Origin of the sequence: Streptomyces cyaneofuscatus (assembly GCF_000718135.1) — a bacterium.
GTDB classification, from domain to species: domain Bacteria; phylum Actinomycetota; class Actinomycetes; order Streptomycetales; family Streptomycetaceae; genus Streptomyces; species Streptomyces cyaneofuscatus.
The window spans coordinates 86538-103024 of record NZ_JOEM01000018.1 but is presented as its reverse complement, the minus strand read 5'-3'; the positions used below and the strand labels follow the sequence as shown (position 1 = coordinate 103024).

Genomic DNA, 16487 nt, shown 5'->3' with positions numbered 1-16487 from the left:
GGTGACGGGCTGGCGGGGTGACGTAGTCCGACGGGCCCTGGGGGCCTCCTCAGGTCCGGGGTTCGGCGGGCCTCAGGGCCGATCGGCGGGATAACCCCATGGCCCGGAGGCACGCCGAGCGGAGATCATTCGGACATGACTTCCACGAGCTCCGCCGGCACGACCACCACCGTCACCGCGACCGCGTCCGGCCGTTGGACCCTCGGCGATCTGCCGGTCAACCGCATCGGCTTCGGCACGATGCGGTTGCCGCAGACCGGCGGGGCACTGGTGCCCGACGCCGTCCCCCGCGACCGCGATGCCGCCCTCGCCGTCCTGCGCCGGGCCGTCGACCTCGGTGTGAACCACATCGACACCGCCGCCTTCTACTTCTCCCCGCTGCGCTCGGCCAACGAGCTGATCAACAGCGCCCTCGCTCCGTACGCGGACGACCTCGTGATCACCACCAAGGTCGGCCCGGCCCGGGACCTCACGGGGCAGTGGGCGGCCCACGCCCGCACCCCCGAGGCGCTGCGCGGCCAGGTCGAGGAGAACCTCCGCCAGCTCGGCCGCGACCACCTCGACGTGGTGAACCTGAGGATCGTCGGTACGGACTCGATAGCCGAGCGCTTCGGTGCCCTGGCCGAGCTGCGCCAGGCCGGGCTCATCCGCCACCTGGGCCTCTCCAACGTCACCCCCGCCCACCTCGCCGAGGCCCAGGCCATCGCCCCGGTGGTCTGCGTACAGAACCGGTACGGGCTCGGCATGCGGTCCAAGGACGACGCGTTCGTCCAGGACTGCGGGGCGCAGGGGATCGCCTTCGTCCCGTACTACGCGATAGCCGCGGCCGGCGGCGAGGCCGGCGCGACCGGGGCCGAGCCCGCCGAGGTGCTGGCCGTCGCGCAGGCGCATGGGGTGGGCCCGGCGGAGATCCGGCTGGCGTGGACCCTGCACCAGGGCCCGCATGTGCTGGCCATCCCCGGCACGGGCGATCCCGGCCACCTCGCGGCCAACGTGGCGGCCGGAGCCCTGAGCCTCTCCGAGGACGAGCTGAAGCTCCTGGACGGCCTGCACCGGAGCGCCACGACCGGCTGACCTCACGGTCCGTACGTCCGTACGGTTGCGGGGCCCGCCGACCCCGGCCGGTCCTCGCTGTTCCGGGGCGCGCGACGGGCCGGTCCTGGCGGCACGGGCCTACAGGGTGACGGGCTCTCCCGACGGCAGCTGTGCGCACCGGCGGCAGGCGCGGGCCGAACCGGCGACGACGGCGTGGGAGGCGGCGGCCAGCGCGCAGGCCGCCGCCGTCAGCGGCCAGTTCTCGGCGAGCACCGATGCGGTGGCGAGGGCCAGTGTGGCCACGGCCATGGAGATGCTCGCCGTGGTGCCCGTCCAGGCGACCGTGAGCGGCAGCCGGTGCGGGACGGGGAGATGCCGGGCCAGGGTGCCGGTGGCGGCCAGGGTGGCCGCGGCCAGGAGCACCGCCGCGCCGGCGACCGTGGCCAGGTGGGTCGCGAGCAGGTGCGCGGTGCGCGGAACCACCGCATCCTGCGGGCCGCCGACGCGCTGCACCAGGAACCAGCACGCGAGGAGGAAGGGGGCGCTGAGGGCGACGGCGCGAGCGGTGTGCCGGGCCTGGGCGATGGTCAGTTCGCGCTGGAAGCTCTCGGCCAGCTCCCGGGCCGATCCGAACTCCGCCACCGCCCGGCGGACCGCCCGCTCGTACGGCTCGCCTTCGCGGGTGTGGGCCGCCACGGTCTCCGTGAGCCCGTCGCGCGCCTCCTCGATCAGGCGGGACTTGGCCCGGGCGGGTCCGCGCAGGAGGGCGTCCAGCTCGCTGACGTACGCCTCCACGAGGCCATCGCCACGGCCGTCGCCATCGCCACGGCCGTCACTGAGGCCACGGCCGTCGCGCGGGGGGCCGCCGGTCGTCATGCGCCCTGTCCGTGCGGGTGAGGGTGCGGGGCGACCGGGTTGAGGACCGAGCCGATCGCGGCGGTGAAGTCCTGCCAGGCCGTGCGTTCGTCCGCCAGGAAGCGCGCTCCCGCCTCCGTCAACGCGTAACACCGCCGCTTGCGCCCGCCCTCCGCCTCCCAGGTGCTGCGCAGCAGGCCGAGCCGCTCCAGCCGGTTCAGTGCCGGGTAGATGGTGCCGGTCCGCAGCTCGAGCGCACCGCCGCTGCGCTGCTGGACCGCGGTGATGATCGCGTATCCGTGCAGCGGGGCCGGTTCGAGAACCGCCAGGAGGAGACCGTCCAGATGTCCGCGTACCGCATCCTGCCTCATGCGTAGGCAGGCTACAGATGGGCGGGCGGGAAGGCCAGCGGTCCGGCCCAATATGTTGGTGGCCTACCTATCGAGGCCCGGGTCGTGCTATTCCTGGGGCGGCCGCCCGTGCATTGGCAGCCAACGCAACAACACCTCGAAGGGACCCTCCGTGACCAAGCTGCTGCTCTCGCTGCACGTTCTGGCGTCGATCCTGGCGGTCGGGCCGATCACGGTCGCCGCCTCGATGTTCCCGCGCTACGCCAAGCCGCCCGCTCCCGGCGACGACGTACCGCACGACCATGACCTCCGGACGGCCGCCTTCCTGCACAAGATCTGCCGGGGGTACGCGGTGGTCGGCATCGCTGTCCCCGTCCTCGGACTCGCCACCGGGGCGCAGATGGGGGTGCTGGGCGATGCCTGGCTGGTGGCGTCGATCGTGCTGACGACGATCGCGGCCGCTCTGCTGATGTCCATGGTCCTGCCCGGGCAGCGCGAGCTGCTGGAGGAGGAGGGGGAGGGGCATGACCTTCCCGGTACGGGGGCGGGAGAGGGCGCCGCCGGTACGGGGGCGGGCTCGGGCGCTCTCACGGTGGCCGCGCGGCGGTCGGCGGCGGCGCGGCTCGCCATGACCACCGGGATATTCAACCTGCTCTGGGCGACGGTCGTCGTGCTGATGATCGTCCGCCCGGGGTCGACGACGGGGGCCTGACCTCGGGGGCCTGACCCGAGGGCCTGACCACGGGCCGGGCCCCCAGGCCCCAGGCCCCCGGGCCTCCGTACCGTGCGTCAACCCGCCTTCGCGTAGCGGCTGGTGGGGCGGGCCAGGCCGAGGTGGCCGCGCAAGGTGGTGGACGCGTACTCCGTACGGAACACTCCGCGCCGCTGCAACTCCGGGACCAGGCCCCGGGTGATCCCCGTGAGGTCGTGCGGCAGGGCGCCCGGGCGGAGGCGGAAGCCGTCCAGGCCGGTGGAGCGCCGGTCGAGGAGGAGGTCGGCCAGTTCGGCGGGGGTGCCGGTGAAGATCTCGGCGTCCGAGGCGAGTTCGGACCCGGCCACCTCGTCCAGGCGGGCCTTGCGGCGTGCTGCGGCGCCCGGTTCGTCGTCCAGGAAGACGATGAGGTCCGCGAAGGTGCGCAGCGGCCGGTCCGCCAGGTCCCGGCCGGTGCGCTCGACCGCCTCGGCGACCTGGGCGAGGATCGCAGCCGTGCCCGCCCGGTCGTGCGGCGTGACGGCGACGACGTCGGAGCTGAGCGCGGCGAACTCGTACGGGGTGGTGGCGTGCGCGAGGCTCACCACCAGCGGCTGGCCCTGGGGGGAGCGCGGGGTGATGGACGGGCCCTTCACGCTGAAGTCCGTGCCCTGGAAGTCGATGTGGTGGACCTTGTCGCGGTCCAGGAAGCGGCCCGTCGCCACGTCCCGTATCTCTGCTCCGTCCTCCCAGCTGTCCCAGAGCTGCCGTGCCGCCTCCACCACCTCGGCGCCTTCCGCGAAGAGGGCGCGCAGCGGTTGGGAGATCAGCTCCGAGTCGGCCACGTCGTCCGCGGTGAGCTGAGGGGTGGTGCGGCGTCCGAAGTGGGCGGAGTCGGCCGCGCGGGAGGCGATCTGCGGGCGCCAGCCGGCCCGGCCCCGGCTCGCGTGGTCGAGCGTGGCGATGCCGATGGCGAGGTGGAACGGTTCGGTGTGGGTGACGTTGGTGGTCGGGACCAGGCCGATGTGCGTGGTGAGAGGAGCGAGGTGGGCCGCGAGCAGCACCGCGTCGATGCTGCCCCTGACCTGGTCGGTGCGGTCGTCGGGCCGGTGGAAGGCGGCGGACTGGAGGCCGAGGGCGTCCTCGAAGGTGACGAAGTCGAGCAGGCCGCGCTCGGCCTCGGTGACGAGATCGGCCCAGTAGGCGGCGTCGAGCAGCTCGCCGGGCCGGGCGCCCTCCTCGCGCCAGGCCGCCGGATGCCAGCCCGCCCCGTCGAGCGCGACGGCCAGGTGCAGGGGAGTGACGGGGGTGCCGGTCGTGCCGGTCATGCGGAGGTCTCCTCGTGGTCGTGGTCGCGTCCGGTGCGCAGGGGCTGACCGGGGCCGCCCCACCCGGCCGGGCGGGGCGCGGCGGACAGGCCCAGGTGGTCCCGGAGCGTGGTGCCGGTGTAGTCGTCGCGGTGGACGCCCTTCTCCTGGAGGATCGGCACCACCCGGTCCACGAAGTCGTCCAGGCCGCCGGGGGTCAGATGGGGGACGAGGACGAAGCCGTCGGCGCCCTCGGTCTGGACGTAGTCGTCGATGGCGTCGGCGACCGTCCGCGGGCTGCCGACGAAGGTCTGCCGCCCGCCGACCTCGATGACCAGCTCCCGGATGGAGAAGTTCCGCTCCACGGCGAGCTTGCGCCACCGCCGGGCCGTCTCCGCCCGGCCCTTGCGGAAGACGGAGTGCCCCTTCAGGAAGTGGGCGTCGTCCTCGGGCTCGATGCCGGGCAGCGGCCCGTCCGGGTCGTACGCGGACAGGTCGCGGCCCCAGACCGCCTCCAGGTGGGCGATCGCGGTCTGCGGGCTGACCAGTTCGCGGCTGATCTCCTCCGCGTACGCGGCGGCCTCCTCGTCGGTGTCCGCGACGACCGCGTTGGCGGTGGGGAGGATCAGCAGGTCATCGGGGCTCCGGCCGTACGTGGCCAGGCGCCGCTTCACATCCCGGTAGAAGTCCCGGGCCACGTCGGTCCGGTTGTGCTTGCTGAAGATGACCTCGGCGTCGGACGCGGCGAACTCGCGGCCCGCGTCGGACTCGCCGGACTGGATGATCACCGGGTGGCCCTGCGGCCCTGGAGGGGTGGTGAACCGGCCGGAGATGTCGAAGTGCTGCCCCCGGTGGGCGAAGCGGCCGGTCCCGGCGGCGATGAACTCCCCCGTCGCCGCGTCGGCCTTCAGGTCCCCGTCCGACCAGCTGTCCCACAACTTCCGTGCGGTGGTGAGGAAGTCGGCGGCCCGGGTGTAGCGGTCGGCCTCCGGGAGGAAGCCGCCCCGGCGGAAGTTCTCGCCGGTGAAGGCGTCGTAGCTGGTGACCACGTTCCAGGCGGCCCGCCCGCCGCTGAGCCGGTCCAGGGTGGCGAACCGGCGCGCCACCTCGTACGGCTCGTTGAACGTGGCGTTGACCGTGGCGGCGAGGCCCAGGTGCGTGGTGACGGCCGCCAGGGCGCTCAGCACGGTCAGGTTCTCCGGGCGTCCCGCGATGTCCAGGTCGTAGACCTGCCCCTTGTGCTCGCGCAGCCGTAGCCCCTCGGCGAGGAAGAAGAAGTCGAACTTGCCGCGTTCGACGGTCTGCGCGAGCCGGATGAAGGAGTCGATGGATATCTGGCTCTCGGAGCGCGGGTCCGACCAGACGGTCACATTGTGGATGCCGGGCAGCTGCGCTGCGAGATGCACCTGTCTCTTGGTGGTGGCGGGCACGGTGCGGTCTCCTCCTGCGAAGTCCGGTAGCGGGGAAGGGGTGGTCGGGGCGGGAACGAGGGGGTGGCTCTCCGAGCGTGCCGGTGCGGGAAGCGGTCCGCACAGGTCAACCGACCCTGCTTCACGAGCTGTTCATGCCTCGGCGGCAGGCGCCGGGGCCGCCGCCACCGGCCGGTGGGCGGGGAAACCGGCCTTCCGGGCGTGGAGCACGACCGCGAGCACCGGCAGCAGGAGCAGCAGCACCGTCCACGGGAAGGACGCGCTGCCGAGGGTGTCGAGCAGGATGCCCCCGGCGATGCCGCCGCCCGCCATCGCGACGTTCCAGAGCGTGACGAGCATCGCCTGCGCCGCGTCGGCGGACTCGCCGCCCGCGTCACCGACGGCCGTCTGGAGGAGGGTGGGCACACCGCCCCAGCCGAGCCCCCACAGCACGGCTGCCACATAGACGAGGGCGGTGGTGTCGGAGAGGACGGCCAGGAGCAGCGAGGCGACGGCGACGAGCAGGGCGCCGCCGACGGTGAGGCCGCGCAGCCGGCGGTTGATCTGCGCGCCGACGATCCAGATGCTCGCCAGCGAGGCCGCGCCGAAGACCAGCAGGATCAGACCGGTGTGCCCGTCCAGGCCCAGGTCCTTGAGGTAGCTGGCGATGTACGCGTACAGGATGGTGTGCGCCAGCACGAAGACCAGCGTGACGAAGAGGACCGGGGAGACACCCGGGATGGTCAGGGTGCGCAGCAGCTTCGGCCGCTCGCCGCGCTCCTGGCCGGTGAAGTCGGGTACGCCAACGAAGATCCACACCAGGAGCACGACCGTGAGCACGGTCATCGACAGGAACGCCACGCGCCAGCCGAGCCAGTCGCCGAGGAAGGTTCCCGCGGGCACGCCGAGGGAGAGCGCGACGGGGATACCGGCCATGGCGACGGCCATCGCCTTGCCCTGGAGGTGTACGGGGGCCAGGCGGCGGGCGTACCCGGCGAGCAGGGCCCAGGCGAGACCGGCCGCCACACCGGCGACGAACCGCGCCACCATCGTCAGCTCGTAGACGGACGACAGGGCCGTCACGGTGTTGGCGAGGGCGAACCCGGCCATCGCCGTGAGCAGCAGCTTCCTGCGCCGCCAGCCGGCGGTGGCCGCGGTGAGCGGGATCGCGGTCAGGGCGGTGCCGATCGCGTAGACCGTGACCGTCTGGCCGGTCGCGGACTGGCTGACCCGCAGGTCCTCGCTCATGGCGGGCAGCAGACCGGCGGGGAGGGTCTCGGTGAGGCAGGTGATGAAGACGGCGGTGGCGAGGGCGAGCAGGGCGAAGAGCGGAAGCTTCTGCTGCTCCTCACCCCCGCCCTGGGGGTTCGGTGCCGAGGCGGCGGTGGGCGCCGTGTCGGGCGTGGTGCTCATGGGGTGTGCTCCAGGTTTCCGGAGGGCAAGGGGGGACGGTGGTGGATTGACGGACGACCAGAGCCGTCCTGCGCGCGTACGGGGGCCTGGTTGCCGCTCCCCTCAGGTGCCGCCTACTGGAACGACACTGCGCCCGGCCGCTTCGGGGAACCTTCGGGAAACCTTCGGGGGGCCGGTTCCCGGCACCTGTACGGTGGCGGCCATGCGGTTTGGGGTGCTCGGGCCACTGGCGGTGTGGGACGGCGAGGGACGGGAAGTCAGGGTCCCCGAGGCCAAGGTCCGGGCCCTGCTGGCGGATCTGCTCGCCGACGACGGGGGACCGGTCTCCGCCGACCGCCTCATCCACGACCTGTGGGGCGACGCGCCGCCGGGCAGGCCCACGGGCGCCCTCCAGGCCAAGGTCTCCCAGCTGCGCCGGGCCATCGGCCGCGACCGGGTGGTGCGCCAACCCCCGGGCTACCGGCTGCGGTTCGACGACGGCGGCGACGAGGTGGACGCCGTACGCTTCCGGGCCCTGGTGACACGGGCCCGCCCCGTCCAGGACCCGCGCGCCCGGGCCGCGCTGCTCACCGAGGCCCTGGAGCTGTGGCGCGGACCGGCGTACGCGGATTTCGCCGACGCCCCCTTCGTGCGGGCGGCCGCCCAGCGCCTCGCGGAGCAGCGGCTCTCCGTACTGGAGGAGCAGGCCCAGGCGCGCCTGGAGGCGGGGGACCACGCGCTCCTCGCCGGGGAGCTCGCCGACCTCGTGGCGCTCCACCCGCTGCGGGAGCGCCTGGTCGGCGTCCGGATGAGGGCCCTGTACGCGACGGGCCGCCAGAGCGAGGCGCTCGCGTCGTACGAGGATCTACGCGCCCGGCTGGCCGAGGAGCTGGGGATCGACCCGAGCCCGGAACTGGCCGCGCTGCACGGGGCGGTGCTGCGACAGGAGCCGGGGCTGAGCGCGGAGCCGTACGGATACGGATACGGGTACGAGTACGAGTACGGGTACAGGGCGTCGACTCAGGCAAGCACCGTGAACACCGCACCCACCACCACCGCCCCGCCCTCCCACTCCAACCTCCCCGCCCCCCTCACCCCCCTAGTAGGTCGCCGCCAAGCGCTCGCCGACCTCTCCCAACTTCTGGCGAACGCACGGCTGGTGACCCTCACCGGCCCCGGCGGCGTCGGCAAGACCCGGCTCGCCGTCGCGGCGGCCACCGCCGAGCGGGACAGCGAGCAGGCGGGCGAACTGGCCGACGGCACCTGGCTGGTGGAGTTCTCCGGCATCCGCGCCGGCACCCCCGCCGATCTCGCCCAGGTGGTCGCCGCCACCCTCGGCATCCGCGACGACGCGCCCCGCTCCCTGCCCGGTACCGGCACCAGCCCCTCCACGACCCCGCCCTCCCTCCCGCACCGCCTCGCCACCGCGCTGCGCGACCGCCGCACCCTGCTCGTCCTGGACAACTGCGAGCACGTCGTCGACGCCGCCGCCGAACTCACCGACCTCCTCCTGCGCACCGCCCCCGGCCTGCGGGTCCTGGCCACCGGTCAGGAGCCGCTCGGCCTCGCGGGCGAGGCGATGTTCCTGGTCGAACCGCTGCAACCGGCCGACGCGGTCAGGCTGTTCATGGAACGGGCCGCCGCATCCACCCCCGGCTTCCCGCGCGACCCGGAGGCCCTTGGCGCCCCGGACGAGCCCGAGTGCCGCGCCGTCGCCGAGATCTGCCGTCGTCTGGACGGGATCCCGCTCGCACTGGAGCTCGCCGCCACCCGCGTACGGGCTCTGGGGGTACGGGAGTTGGCGGCACGGCTCAACGACCGCTTCCGGGTCCTGACGTTCGGGCAGCGCGGCGCCCCGGCCCGCCAGCAGACGCTGCGCGCGGTGATCGACTGGAGCTGGGAGCTGCTCAGCGCCCCCGAACGCATCGTCCTGCGCCGCCTCGCCGCCCACACCGACGGCTGCGACCTGGCCGCCGCCGAGGCGGTCTGCGCGGGGGGCGGTGTGGCCCGGGACGAGGTGCTGGACCTGGTCACCCGGCTGGTCGACCGGTCGCTGGTGGTGGTGGCGGCCGGGCCCACCGGCCCCCGCTACCGGCTTCTGGAGTCCGTCGCCGCGTATGCGGCCGAGCGGCTCCACGAGATGGAGGACCCCACCGCCGTGCGGGACCGGCACCTCCTCCACTACCGGGCGCTGGCCGAACAGGCCGAGCCCCGGTTGCGCGGCGCGGGGCAGCGGCCCTGGCTGGCCCGGCTGGACGCGGAGGCGGGCAACCTGCGGACGGCCCTCGACGAGGCGGTGCGCAGGGCGGGCGCGGGCGAGCCGGAGGAGGCCGTCCGGCTGGCCACGGCCCTCGCCTGGTGGTGGCTGCTGCGCGGCCGCCTGACCGAGGCCCGCCGCAGCCTGGGCGCGGTGCTGGCCGCGACGGACGGCCCGCCTGAACTCTCCCTCCTCCACGCCGCGTTCGCGCTCCTCACCGGGGACCCGGCCGCAGCCGCCACGCCGAATGACGCCCACGGCCCCGCCCCCGCGTCCGAGGCCATCCCTGACCCCGTACGCCGAGGCCGCGCGCTCTGGATCTGTGCGTACGGCCTGTTCAGCGCGGGCGACGTGACCGGCAGCAGCGAGCTGAACACCCGCGCCCTCACCCTGTTCACCACCGCCGAGGACCGATGGGGCACCGCCGCCGCACTCGGCCTGCGCGCGACGCTCGCCCTGGTCGGCGGCGACCTCGCCGGCCTCGGCCGGGACGGCACGCGCAGCGCCCAGGTCTTCCACGAACTGGGCGACCGCTGGGGCGAGTTGCAGACAGTCTCCCCGCTCGCCGCGCTCGCCGAGATCAAGGGTGCGTACGAGGACGCCGAACGCCGCCAGCATGAAGGGCTGCGCATGGCACGGGAGTTGGGCCTTGAGGCGGAGGTGTCGGCCCGGCTCTCCGGGCTCGGCCGGCTCGCGCTGCTCGCCCGCGACTTCGGCCGCGCCCGCGATCTGCACGAACAGGCGCGCCGCATCGCCGCCGAACAGGGCTACAAGTACGGCGAGATCCACTCCGAGATGGGCCTCGCCCTCGGCGCCCGCCGCTCGGGCGACCTCGACGGCGCCGAGGCGCACCTGCTCCACATCCGCGACGGCTACGCCGACGTCTCCTCCCCGGCGGGCGACCACCTGCTCCTGGCCGAGCTCGGCTTCGTCGCCGAGCTGCGCGGCGACGCGCACGCGGCGGCGGCCCACCACCTGGCGGGCCTGGAGATCGCCCGCGCCCTCGCCGAGCCCCGCGCCCTGGCCCTCTCCCTGGAGGGCCTGGCCGGTGCGGCCGCCCTGCCCGGCGATGCTGCCGCCGCCACCCGGGCGGCCACCCTCCTGGGCGCGGCGGCGGCCGCCCGCCACCGGGCCGGGGCCCCGCTGCCGCCCGCCGAACGCGCCGACGTCGACCGCGTCACGGCGGCGGCGCGGGCCGCGCTGGGGGCGGCGGCGTTCTCGGAGGCGTACGAGAGGGGCGCGCGGCTGGACCCGGAGGAGGCGGGCCGCCAGGCCCGTACGGCACCAACGGCACCATCGGGTGTCCGGCCGATACGCAGCTGAAACAGACCCGCGCGGTCCCCGAAGCGCGCCCCTGACCGCCCGGAAGCGCGGGCCCCGGACGCTGGGGACGTACCCGATCTCCGGTGTACGCGACCGTAGGGAGACCCGTGCCGTGCTGACCACCGAGGAGGAGCCGAGCACCCGGGCCGACGCGCCCACCCCGACCCCCGCCCCGACCAATGCGACGCCCGCACCCACCCCGCCCCAGCGGCCCCCCGGCCGCCTCCTCGCCCTCGCCGCCCTGCTCTCCGCCGCCCTCATGGCCCTGCACGCGCACCTCCCCAACACCGCCCTCAACCTCGGCAGCCTCTTCCAGACCCTGCTGCCCTGGACCGGCCTTGCTGTCCCCGCCCTCCTCGCCCTGGCAGCCGTACGGCGCTCCCAGCTCGCCGCCGTCGCCGTACTCGCCCCCGCCCTGGTCTGGGCGACCCTCTTCGGCCCCACCCTCACCGACAAAGGCAAAGACAGAGGCAAGGGCACGGGCGCCACCGGCCAGGGCCTCACCGTCCTCAGCCACAACGTCGACGAGGCCAACCCCGACCCGGCCGGCACCGCCCGCGCCCTCGCCGGGGCCAAGGCCGACGTCCTGGCCCTGGTGGAGCTGTCCGAGGAGTCCACCCCCGTCTACGAGCGCGAGCTGGCCGCCGCCTACCCGCACCACGCGGTGCTCGGCGGCGTCGGCCTCTGGAGCAGGCACCGGCTCACGGCGGTCGCGGAGGTGGAGATCATGCCGTGGACCCGGGCGATGCGGGCCACGGCGGCCACCCCCGAGGGCCCCGTCGCCGTCTATGCCGCCCACCTCGCCTCCGTACGCGTGTCGGGCGCGGGCTTCACCACCGCCCGCCGCAACGAGGCGGCCCGCGTCCTGGCCTCCGCCGTAAGGGCCGAGCCCGCGCCCCGGGTGGTGGTGCTGGGCGACTTCAACGGCACGTACCAGGACAGGGCCCTGGCCCCGGTCACCTCGCAGCTGCGGTCGGCCCAGCGGGAGGCGGGGGGCGGCTTCGGGTTCACGTACCCCGCCGGGTTCCCGGTGGTCCGCATCGACGACGTCCTCGTGAAGGGGATGGATCCGCGCGCGTCCTGGACCCTGCCCGCCACGGGCAGCGACCACCGTCCGGTGGCGGCGACGCTGAGGTTCTGACCTCATGCGGCGGGCGGCCTACGATGCGCAAAGCACCCCATTACTCCCACCCCGTGATCACCCCCCCACGACCAGGCAGGAACTGTGCCGGAACCCCGGGTCCCCGACCCCGTCAACGTGCTCGTCGTCGAGGACGACGCCACGATCCGGCGCGCCGTCCAACTGGCCCTGGAGCGGTACGGCTACCGCGTCGACGTGGCCGCCGACGGCCTCAGTGGTCTGGAGGCGTTCCGGGCGGGCACGTACGACCTGCTGATCCTGGACGTGATGCTGCCCGAGCTGGACGGTATCGGCCTCTGCCACCGCATCCGCGAGGAGAGCCTCGTCCCGGTGCTGATGATGTCCGCGCGCGGCGACGCGCTGGATGTGGTCGCGGGGCTGGAGGCGGGCGCCGACGACTACGTGATCAAGCCCGTCGACACCCCCGTCCTGGTGGCCCGCATCCGCGCCCTCCTGCGCCGCGCCACCTTCGCACCGTCCCAGAGCCCGCCGCCGGACGCCCCCGACCACCTGCTGGTCTTCGGCGACCTGACCGTCGACACCCTCGGCATGGAGGTGCACCGCGCGGGGGAGCCCGTACCGCTGACCCCCACCGAACTGCGCCTGCTGCTGGAGTTCGCGGCCGCGCCCGGTTCCGTACTCGACCGCCGCCGGCTGCTGCGCGAGGTCTGGGACTACGGCTGGGAGGGCGACACCCGGGTCGTCGACCTGTGCGTGCTGCGGCTGCGGAAGAAGATCGGCAGCGGCAGGATCGAGACCGTACGCGGCTTCGGCTACAAACTCGTCCGCACCTGACCGGCCGACCGGCCGCAGACCGACGACCGACCGCCGACCGACCGACGGATCACCATGGGCCTTCTCAACCCCCGCGCCCTGCGCTGGAAGATCGCCGCGCTCGCCGCCGCCGCCTGCTGTGCGGTGGCGGCGGTCGTCGGCTTCCTGGTGCACGACGCCACCCGCGAGCGCGGACTCCGCGTGGGCCACGAGCGCACGATCACCCGCCTGATCGCTGCCGAGCGGGAGCTGAGCCGTACGGGGAAGGCGCCGCCGGACGTCGACGTACGGACGCCTGAGGAGCTGCCCGAGCCGCTGGCGCGCGATCTCGCCGACCAGCCGGATACCGGCGGCGAGTACGCCACCTGGTACGACGCCGATCCGCCCAACTGGTACTGGATGTGGGGTGCCGTGGCCGTCGGCGACCGTCAAGTCCTCGTCGTGCGCCACGACATGAGCACCGAGGTCCGCAGCCTCCAGCTCCTGGACCGCTCCATCGTGAAGTCCGTCCTCGCCGCTCTCGTCTTCGTCGTCCCGCTCGCCGCCCTCGCCACCGAGCCGATCAACCGGCGGCTGCGCCACGGAGCCCGTACCGCCCGCCGGATCGCGGACGGGGAACTGGACGCGCGGATCGGCTCCACCGGGCGGGCCCGGGACGAGATCACCGAGATGTCGGCCGCCGTGGACGACATGGCCTCCGCCCTCCAGCGCAAGCTGGAGAACGAGCAGCGCTTCACCGCCGACGTCGCCCATGAGCTGCGCACCCCGCTGATGGGCCTGGTCACCGCCGCCGGGCTGCTCCCGGAGAGCGACGAGGCGACCCATCTCGTACGGGACCGGGTCCGGGCCCTCAACGCCCTGATCGAGGACCTGCTGGAGATCTCGCGGCTCGACGCGGGCGCCGAGCGGGCCCGGCCGGACGCGGTGCCGCTGGGCGAGCTGGTGGCGGACGTGGTGCGGCGTACGGGGACGGAGACCCGGGTCACCGCCGGGGCGGCCGGGACGGTGGAGACAGACCCGCGCCGGGTGGAGCGGATCGTGGTCAACCTGGTCACCAACGCGCACCGCCACGGCGCCGCCCCCGTCGAGGTCACCGTCACCGGCGCCCGGATCTCCGTACGCGACCACGGCCCCGGCTTCCCCGCCGCCCTGCTCGAACAGGGCCCGCAACGCTTCCGTACGGGCGCCACCGAACGCGGCCGGGGCCACGGGCTCGGCCTGACCATCGCACAGGGCCAGGCCGACGTCCTCGGCGCCCGCCTGACCTACGCGAACGCACCGGAGGGGGGCGGGGACGGGGACGGACACGGCGCGATCGCCACGCTCGACCTGGCACCGGTCCCACCCGGCCCACCCGACGCGTCCCGTACACCCTGAAACGGAACCGCAACGCACTCTCGCGGCGGCGGAAACGGCACCGCACCGGACCGGAAGAGGGGCCCCGCGAAGGTGAGATCCGTGCGGGAATCGCACGCGTTCTCCCGGAGGTGCTCCATGACCGACTTTCGTGCTGCTGCCCGCCGCTCCCTCGTCGTCCCGCTCTCCGCCGCCCTGGCGCTCGCCACCGGGATGGGCACCTGGTACGCGCTGGACGGCGGCCCCCTGACCGGCCCGGGCGGCGCCCCCGCCGCGGGTTCCGGGCCCGGTGTCGCGGCCGTGGCCAGGTCGCTGCACCTGCCGTGGCCCGCCGAGGGCCAGGCGAGCGTGGAGGTCGAGGGGATCGGCGGCCTCGGCACCCGGGGCGAGCAGCGGCCGGTCCCGATCGCCAGCGTCACCAAGGTCATGACGGCGTACGTGATCCTCAAGGACCACCCCATGCGAGCGGGTGCGCCCGGCGCGGCCATCACCGCCGACGAGCAGGCGGCGAACGAGTCGTACTCCTCCGTCGAGACGACCGCCCCGGTCCTCGCCGGCCGCACCTACACCCAACGTCGCCTCCTGGAACTGATGATGGTGCCGTCGGGCAACAACATCGCCCGCCTGCTGGCCCGTTGGGACGCGGGCGGCGAGAAGGCGTTCGTGGCGAAGATGAACGAGGCAGCCGGCGCCCTCGGAATGGGGCGCACCACGTACACCGGGGTGAGCGGTATGGAGACCAGCACGCGGAGCACCTCGGCCGACCAACTCCTTCTGGCCCGCGCCGTGATGAAGGACCCGGCCTTCCGCGAGATCGTGGCCACCCGCACGGTCGAGGCCCCCGGAGCCGGGGTGACGTTCCGCAACACCAACAAGCTGCTGGGCCGGAACGGGGTCATCGGCCTGAAGACCGGCTCGTCCACCCCGGCGGGCGGCAACCTGGTGTGGGCGGCGACGCAGGAGATCGCCGGTACGCCGCGCCTGATCCTCGGGGTCGTCCTGCACCAGCGCGCGGGCACCACCCCGACCGAGGGCAGCACGGCCGCCCACGAGGCCAGCCGCGCCCTGATCACCGAGATCCGCGCCACGCTGCCGGACGCGGTGGGCCGCTCCGCGCGTGCCTGAGGGGGCCCCAGCGTGCCGTTCATGCACAGCACGCGACGGCCGTATTGCCTTGTGTGTAAGGGGAGTTGACGCGCAATCACGTATGTGGCGCGGTCATGACATCTCCCGGGGCGTCCTTGCCCCGCCCGAACGCACCCCGCCATCGTCGGATGCGGCGGACGAAACCCCGTACGCCGCATCCCCCCGGCGCGTGAACCCCTGGCGCGCCACCGTTCGAGGAGACTTCTTCATGGCAGCAGTGCGCACCACCAAGCGAAGGATCGCCGGAGCGATCGCCGCGGCCACGACACTGGCGCTCGCCGTCGGAGCCGGAGCGGCCTTACCGGCGCAGGCGGCCCCCGCCCCCGCGCCCGAGGGCAGAGTCCTGCACGCCGGGGCAGCGGGCACGGTCCCCGGGAGCTACATCGTCACGCTGAAGGAGACGGCCGGGTTCGGCGCCTCCGCGGCGCAGGGCAAGAAGCTGATAGCGGGCTACGGCGGGCACATCACGCGCACCTACACCTCCGCGCTGAACGGCTACGCCGCGAAGCTCAGCAGCACCGAGGCCAAGCGGCTCGCCGCCGACCCGGCGGTCGCCTCGGTCGAGCAGGACCGACAGGTCCACTCGACCGCCACCCAGACCAACGCACCCTGGGGCCTCGACCGGATCGACCAGCCGAACCTGCCGCTGAACGGCACGTTCACCTACCCGGACTCCGGCGGCGGCAACACCACCGTCTTCGTCCTGGACACCGGTGTCCGCATCACCCACCAGGACATCGCGGGCCGGGCCTCGTACGGCTGGGACTTCGTCGACAACGACGCCACCGCCCAGGACGGCAACGGCCACGGCACGCACGTCGCCACGACCGCCGCCGGAACCACCTACGGCGTGGCCAAGAAGGCGAAGATCGTCGCCGTACGCGTTCTCAACAACAGCGGCTCCGGCACCACCGCCGGGGTCATCGCGGGCGTCGACTGGATCACCGCCAACCGCACCTCCTCCTCCGTCGCCAACGTCTCGCTCGGCGGCGGGGCCAGCACCACCCTGGACGACGCGGTACGCCGGTCGATCGCGGCCGGGGTGACGTACGCGATCGCGGCCGGCAATTCCAACGCCCTCGCGTCCAACTACTCGCCCGCCCGGGTGGACACCGCCCTCACCGTCGGCGCCACGACCCGGACCGACGCACGGGCGAGCTACTCCAACTACGGCCCCCGCGTGGACCTCTTCGCGCCCGGCTCCGACATCACGGCCGGGTGGGCCACGTCGGACACCGCCACCTACACGGGCAACGGCACCTCCTTCGCGGCGCCGCACGTCGCCGGGGCGGCCGCGGTCTACCTGACGAACCACCCCGGCGCCTCCCCGGCCGCCGTGGGCGCCGCCCTGGTGAACGGTGCGACGAACAACGTCCTCACCGGCATCGGGTCCGGCTCGCCGAACAAGCTGCTCCGGCTCATCCCGTAGCAGTGGTGGCGGGGCGGTAGCG

The 16487-nt window shown here is 74.1% G+C and carries 13 protein-coding genes; 8 read left to right on the top strand and 5 right to left on the bottom strand.

The window, feature by feature from the left end; genetic code table 11:
• Window positions 1–135: 135 nt before the first annotated feature.
• Window positions 136–1074 (top strand): oxidoreductase, encoded by a 939-nt coding sequence (locus IF17_RS0127195; RefSeq protein WP_030571092.1) that lies wholly within the window; start codon window positions 136–138, stop codon window positions 1072–1074.
• A 99-nt stretch (window positions 1075–1173) separates the two neighbouring features.
• On the opposite strand, the gene IF17_RS0127190 is transcribed toward IF17_RS0127195, so the two are convergent.
• A complete protein-coding gene (locus IF17_RS0127190) occupies window positions 1174–1911 on the bottom strand; it encodes a permease prefix domain 1-containing protein (RefSeq protein ID WP_030571089.1) in 738 nt (245 codons plus the stop codon).
• A complete protein-coding gene (locus IF17_RS0127185; protein WP_030571086.1) occupies window positions 1908–2261 on the bottom strand; it encodes a PadR family transcriptional regulator in 354 nt (117 codons plus the stop codon). The genes IF17_RS0127190 and IF17_RS0127185 overlap by 4 nt, the downstream gene beginning before the upstream one ends.
• 151 nt (window positions 2262–2412) lie before the next feature.
• Here IF17_RS0127185 and IF17_RS0127180 point away from each other — a divergent pair, with 151 nt between their 5' ends.
• The gene (locus IF17_RS0127180) at window positions 2413–2952 is read left to right on the top strand and encodes a hypothetical protein (protein ID WP_030571084.1); all 540 of its coding nucleotides are present in this window, start codon (window positions 2413–2415) and stop codon (window positions 2950–2952) included.
• A 77-nt stretch (window positions 2953–3029) separates the two neighbouring features.
• Here the strand turns inward: IF17_RS0127180 and IF17_RS0127175 are convergent, their stop codons facing one another.
• From IF17_RS0127175 to IF17_RS0127165, 3 genes are all read right to left on the bottom strand, one after another.
• Complete coding sequence (locus IF17_RS0127175) at window positions 3030–4259, bottom strand: LLM class flavin-dependent oxidoreductase (RefSeq protein ID WP_030571082.1); 1230 nt, start codon at window positions 4257–4259, stop codon at window positions 3030–3032.
• A complete protein-coding gene (locus tag IF17_RS0127170; protein WP_030571081.1) occupies window positions 4256–5668 on the bottom strand; it encodes an NtaA/DmoA family FMN-dependent monooxygenase in 1413 nt (470 codons plus the stop codon). The genes IF17_RS0127175 and IF17_RS0127170 overlap by 4 nt, the downstream gene beginning before the upstream one ends.
• Before the next feature lie 132 nt (window positions 5669–5800).
• Window positions 5801–7060, bottom strand: coding sequence for an MFS transporter (locus IF17_RS0127165; protein WP_030571080.1), 1260 nt, complete (start codon window positions 7058–7060; stop codon window positions 5801–5803).
• 202 nt (window positions 7061–7262) lie between these two features.
• Between IF17_RS0127165 and IF17_RS0127160 the strand changes: the two genes are divergently transcribed.
• From IF17_RS0127160 to IF17_RS0127135, 6 genes are all read left to right on the top strand, one after another.
• Complete coding sequence (locus IF17_RS0127160) at window positions 7263–10619, top strand: ATP-binding protein (protein ID WP_030571079.1); 3357 nt, start codon at window positions 7263–7265, stop codon at window positions 10617–10619.
• Window positions 10620–10731: 112 nt separating this feature from the next.
• Window positions 10732–11760, top strand: a complete 1029-nt coding sequence (locus IF17_RS0127155) for an endonuclease/exonuclease/phosphatase family protein (protein WP_030571078.1) — start codon at window positions 10732–10734, stop codon at window positions 11758–11760.
• Between the two features lie 84 nt (window positions 11761–11844).
• Entirely contained in the window at window positions 11845–12555 is a 711-nt protein-coding gene (gene cseB / locus IF17_RS0127150) for a two-component system response regulator CseB (protein ID WP_030571077.1), read from the top strand.
• Between the two features lie 54 nt (window positions 12556–12609).
• The gene (locus tag IF17_RS0127145; protein ID WP_030571076.1) at window positions 12610–13911 is read left to right on the top strand and encodes a sensor histidine kinase; all 1302 of its coding nucleotides are present in this window, start codon (window positions 12610–12612) and stop codon (window positions 13909–13911) included.
• A gap of 117 nt (window positions 13912–14028) precedes the next feature.
• Window positions 14029–15015 (top strand): D-alanyl-D-alanine carboxypeptidase family protein, encoded by a 987-nt coding sequence (locus IF17_RS0127140; protein ID WP_030571075.1) that lies wholly within the window; start codon window positions 14029–14031, stop codon window positions 15013–15015.
• Window positions 15016–15244: 229 nt separating this feature from the next.
• A complete protein-coding gene (locus IF17_RS0127135; RefSeq protein ID WP_030571074.1) occupies window positions 15245–16465 on the top strand; it encodes a S8 family peptidase in 1221 nt (406 codons plus the stop codon).
• Window positions 16466–16487: the final 22 nt, after the last annotated feature.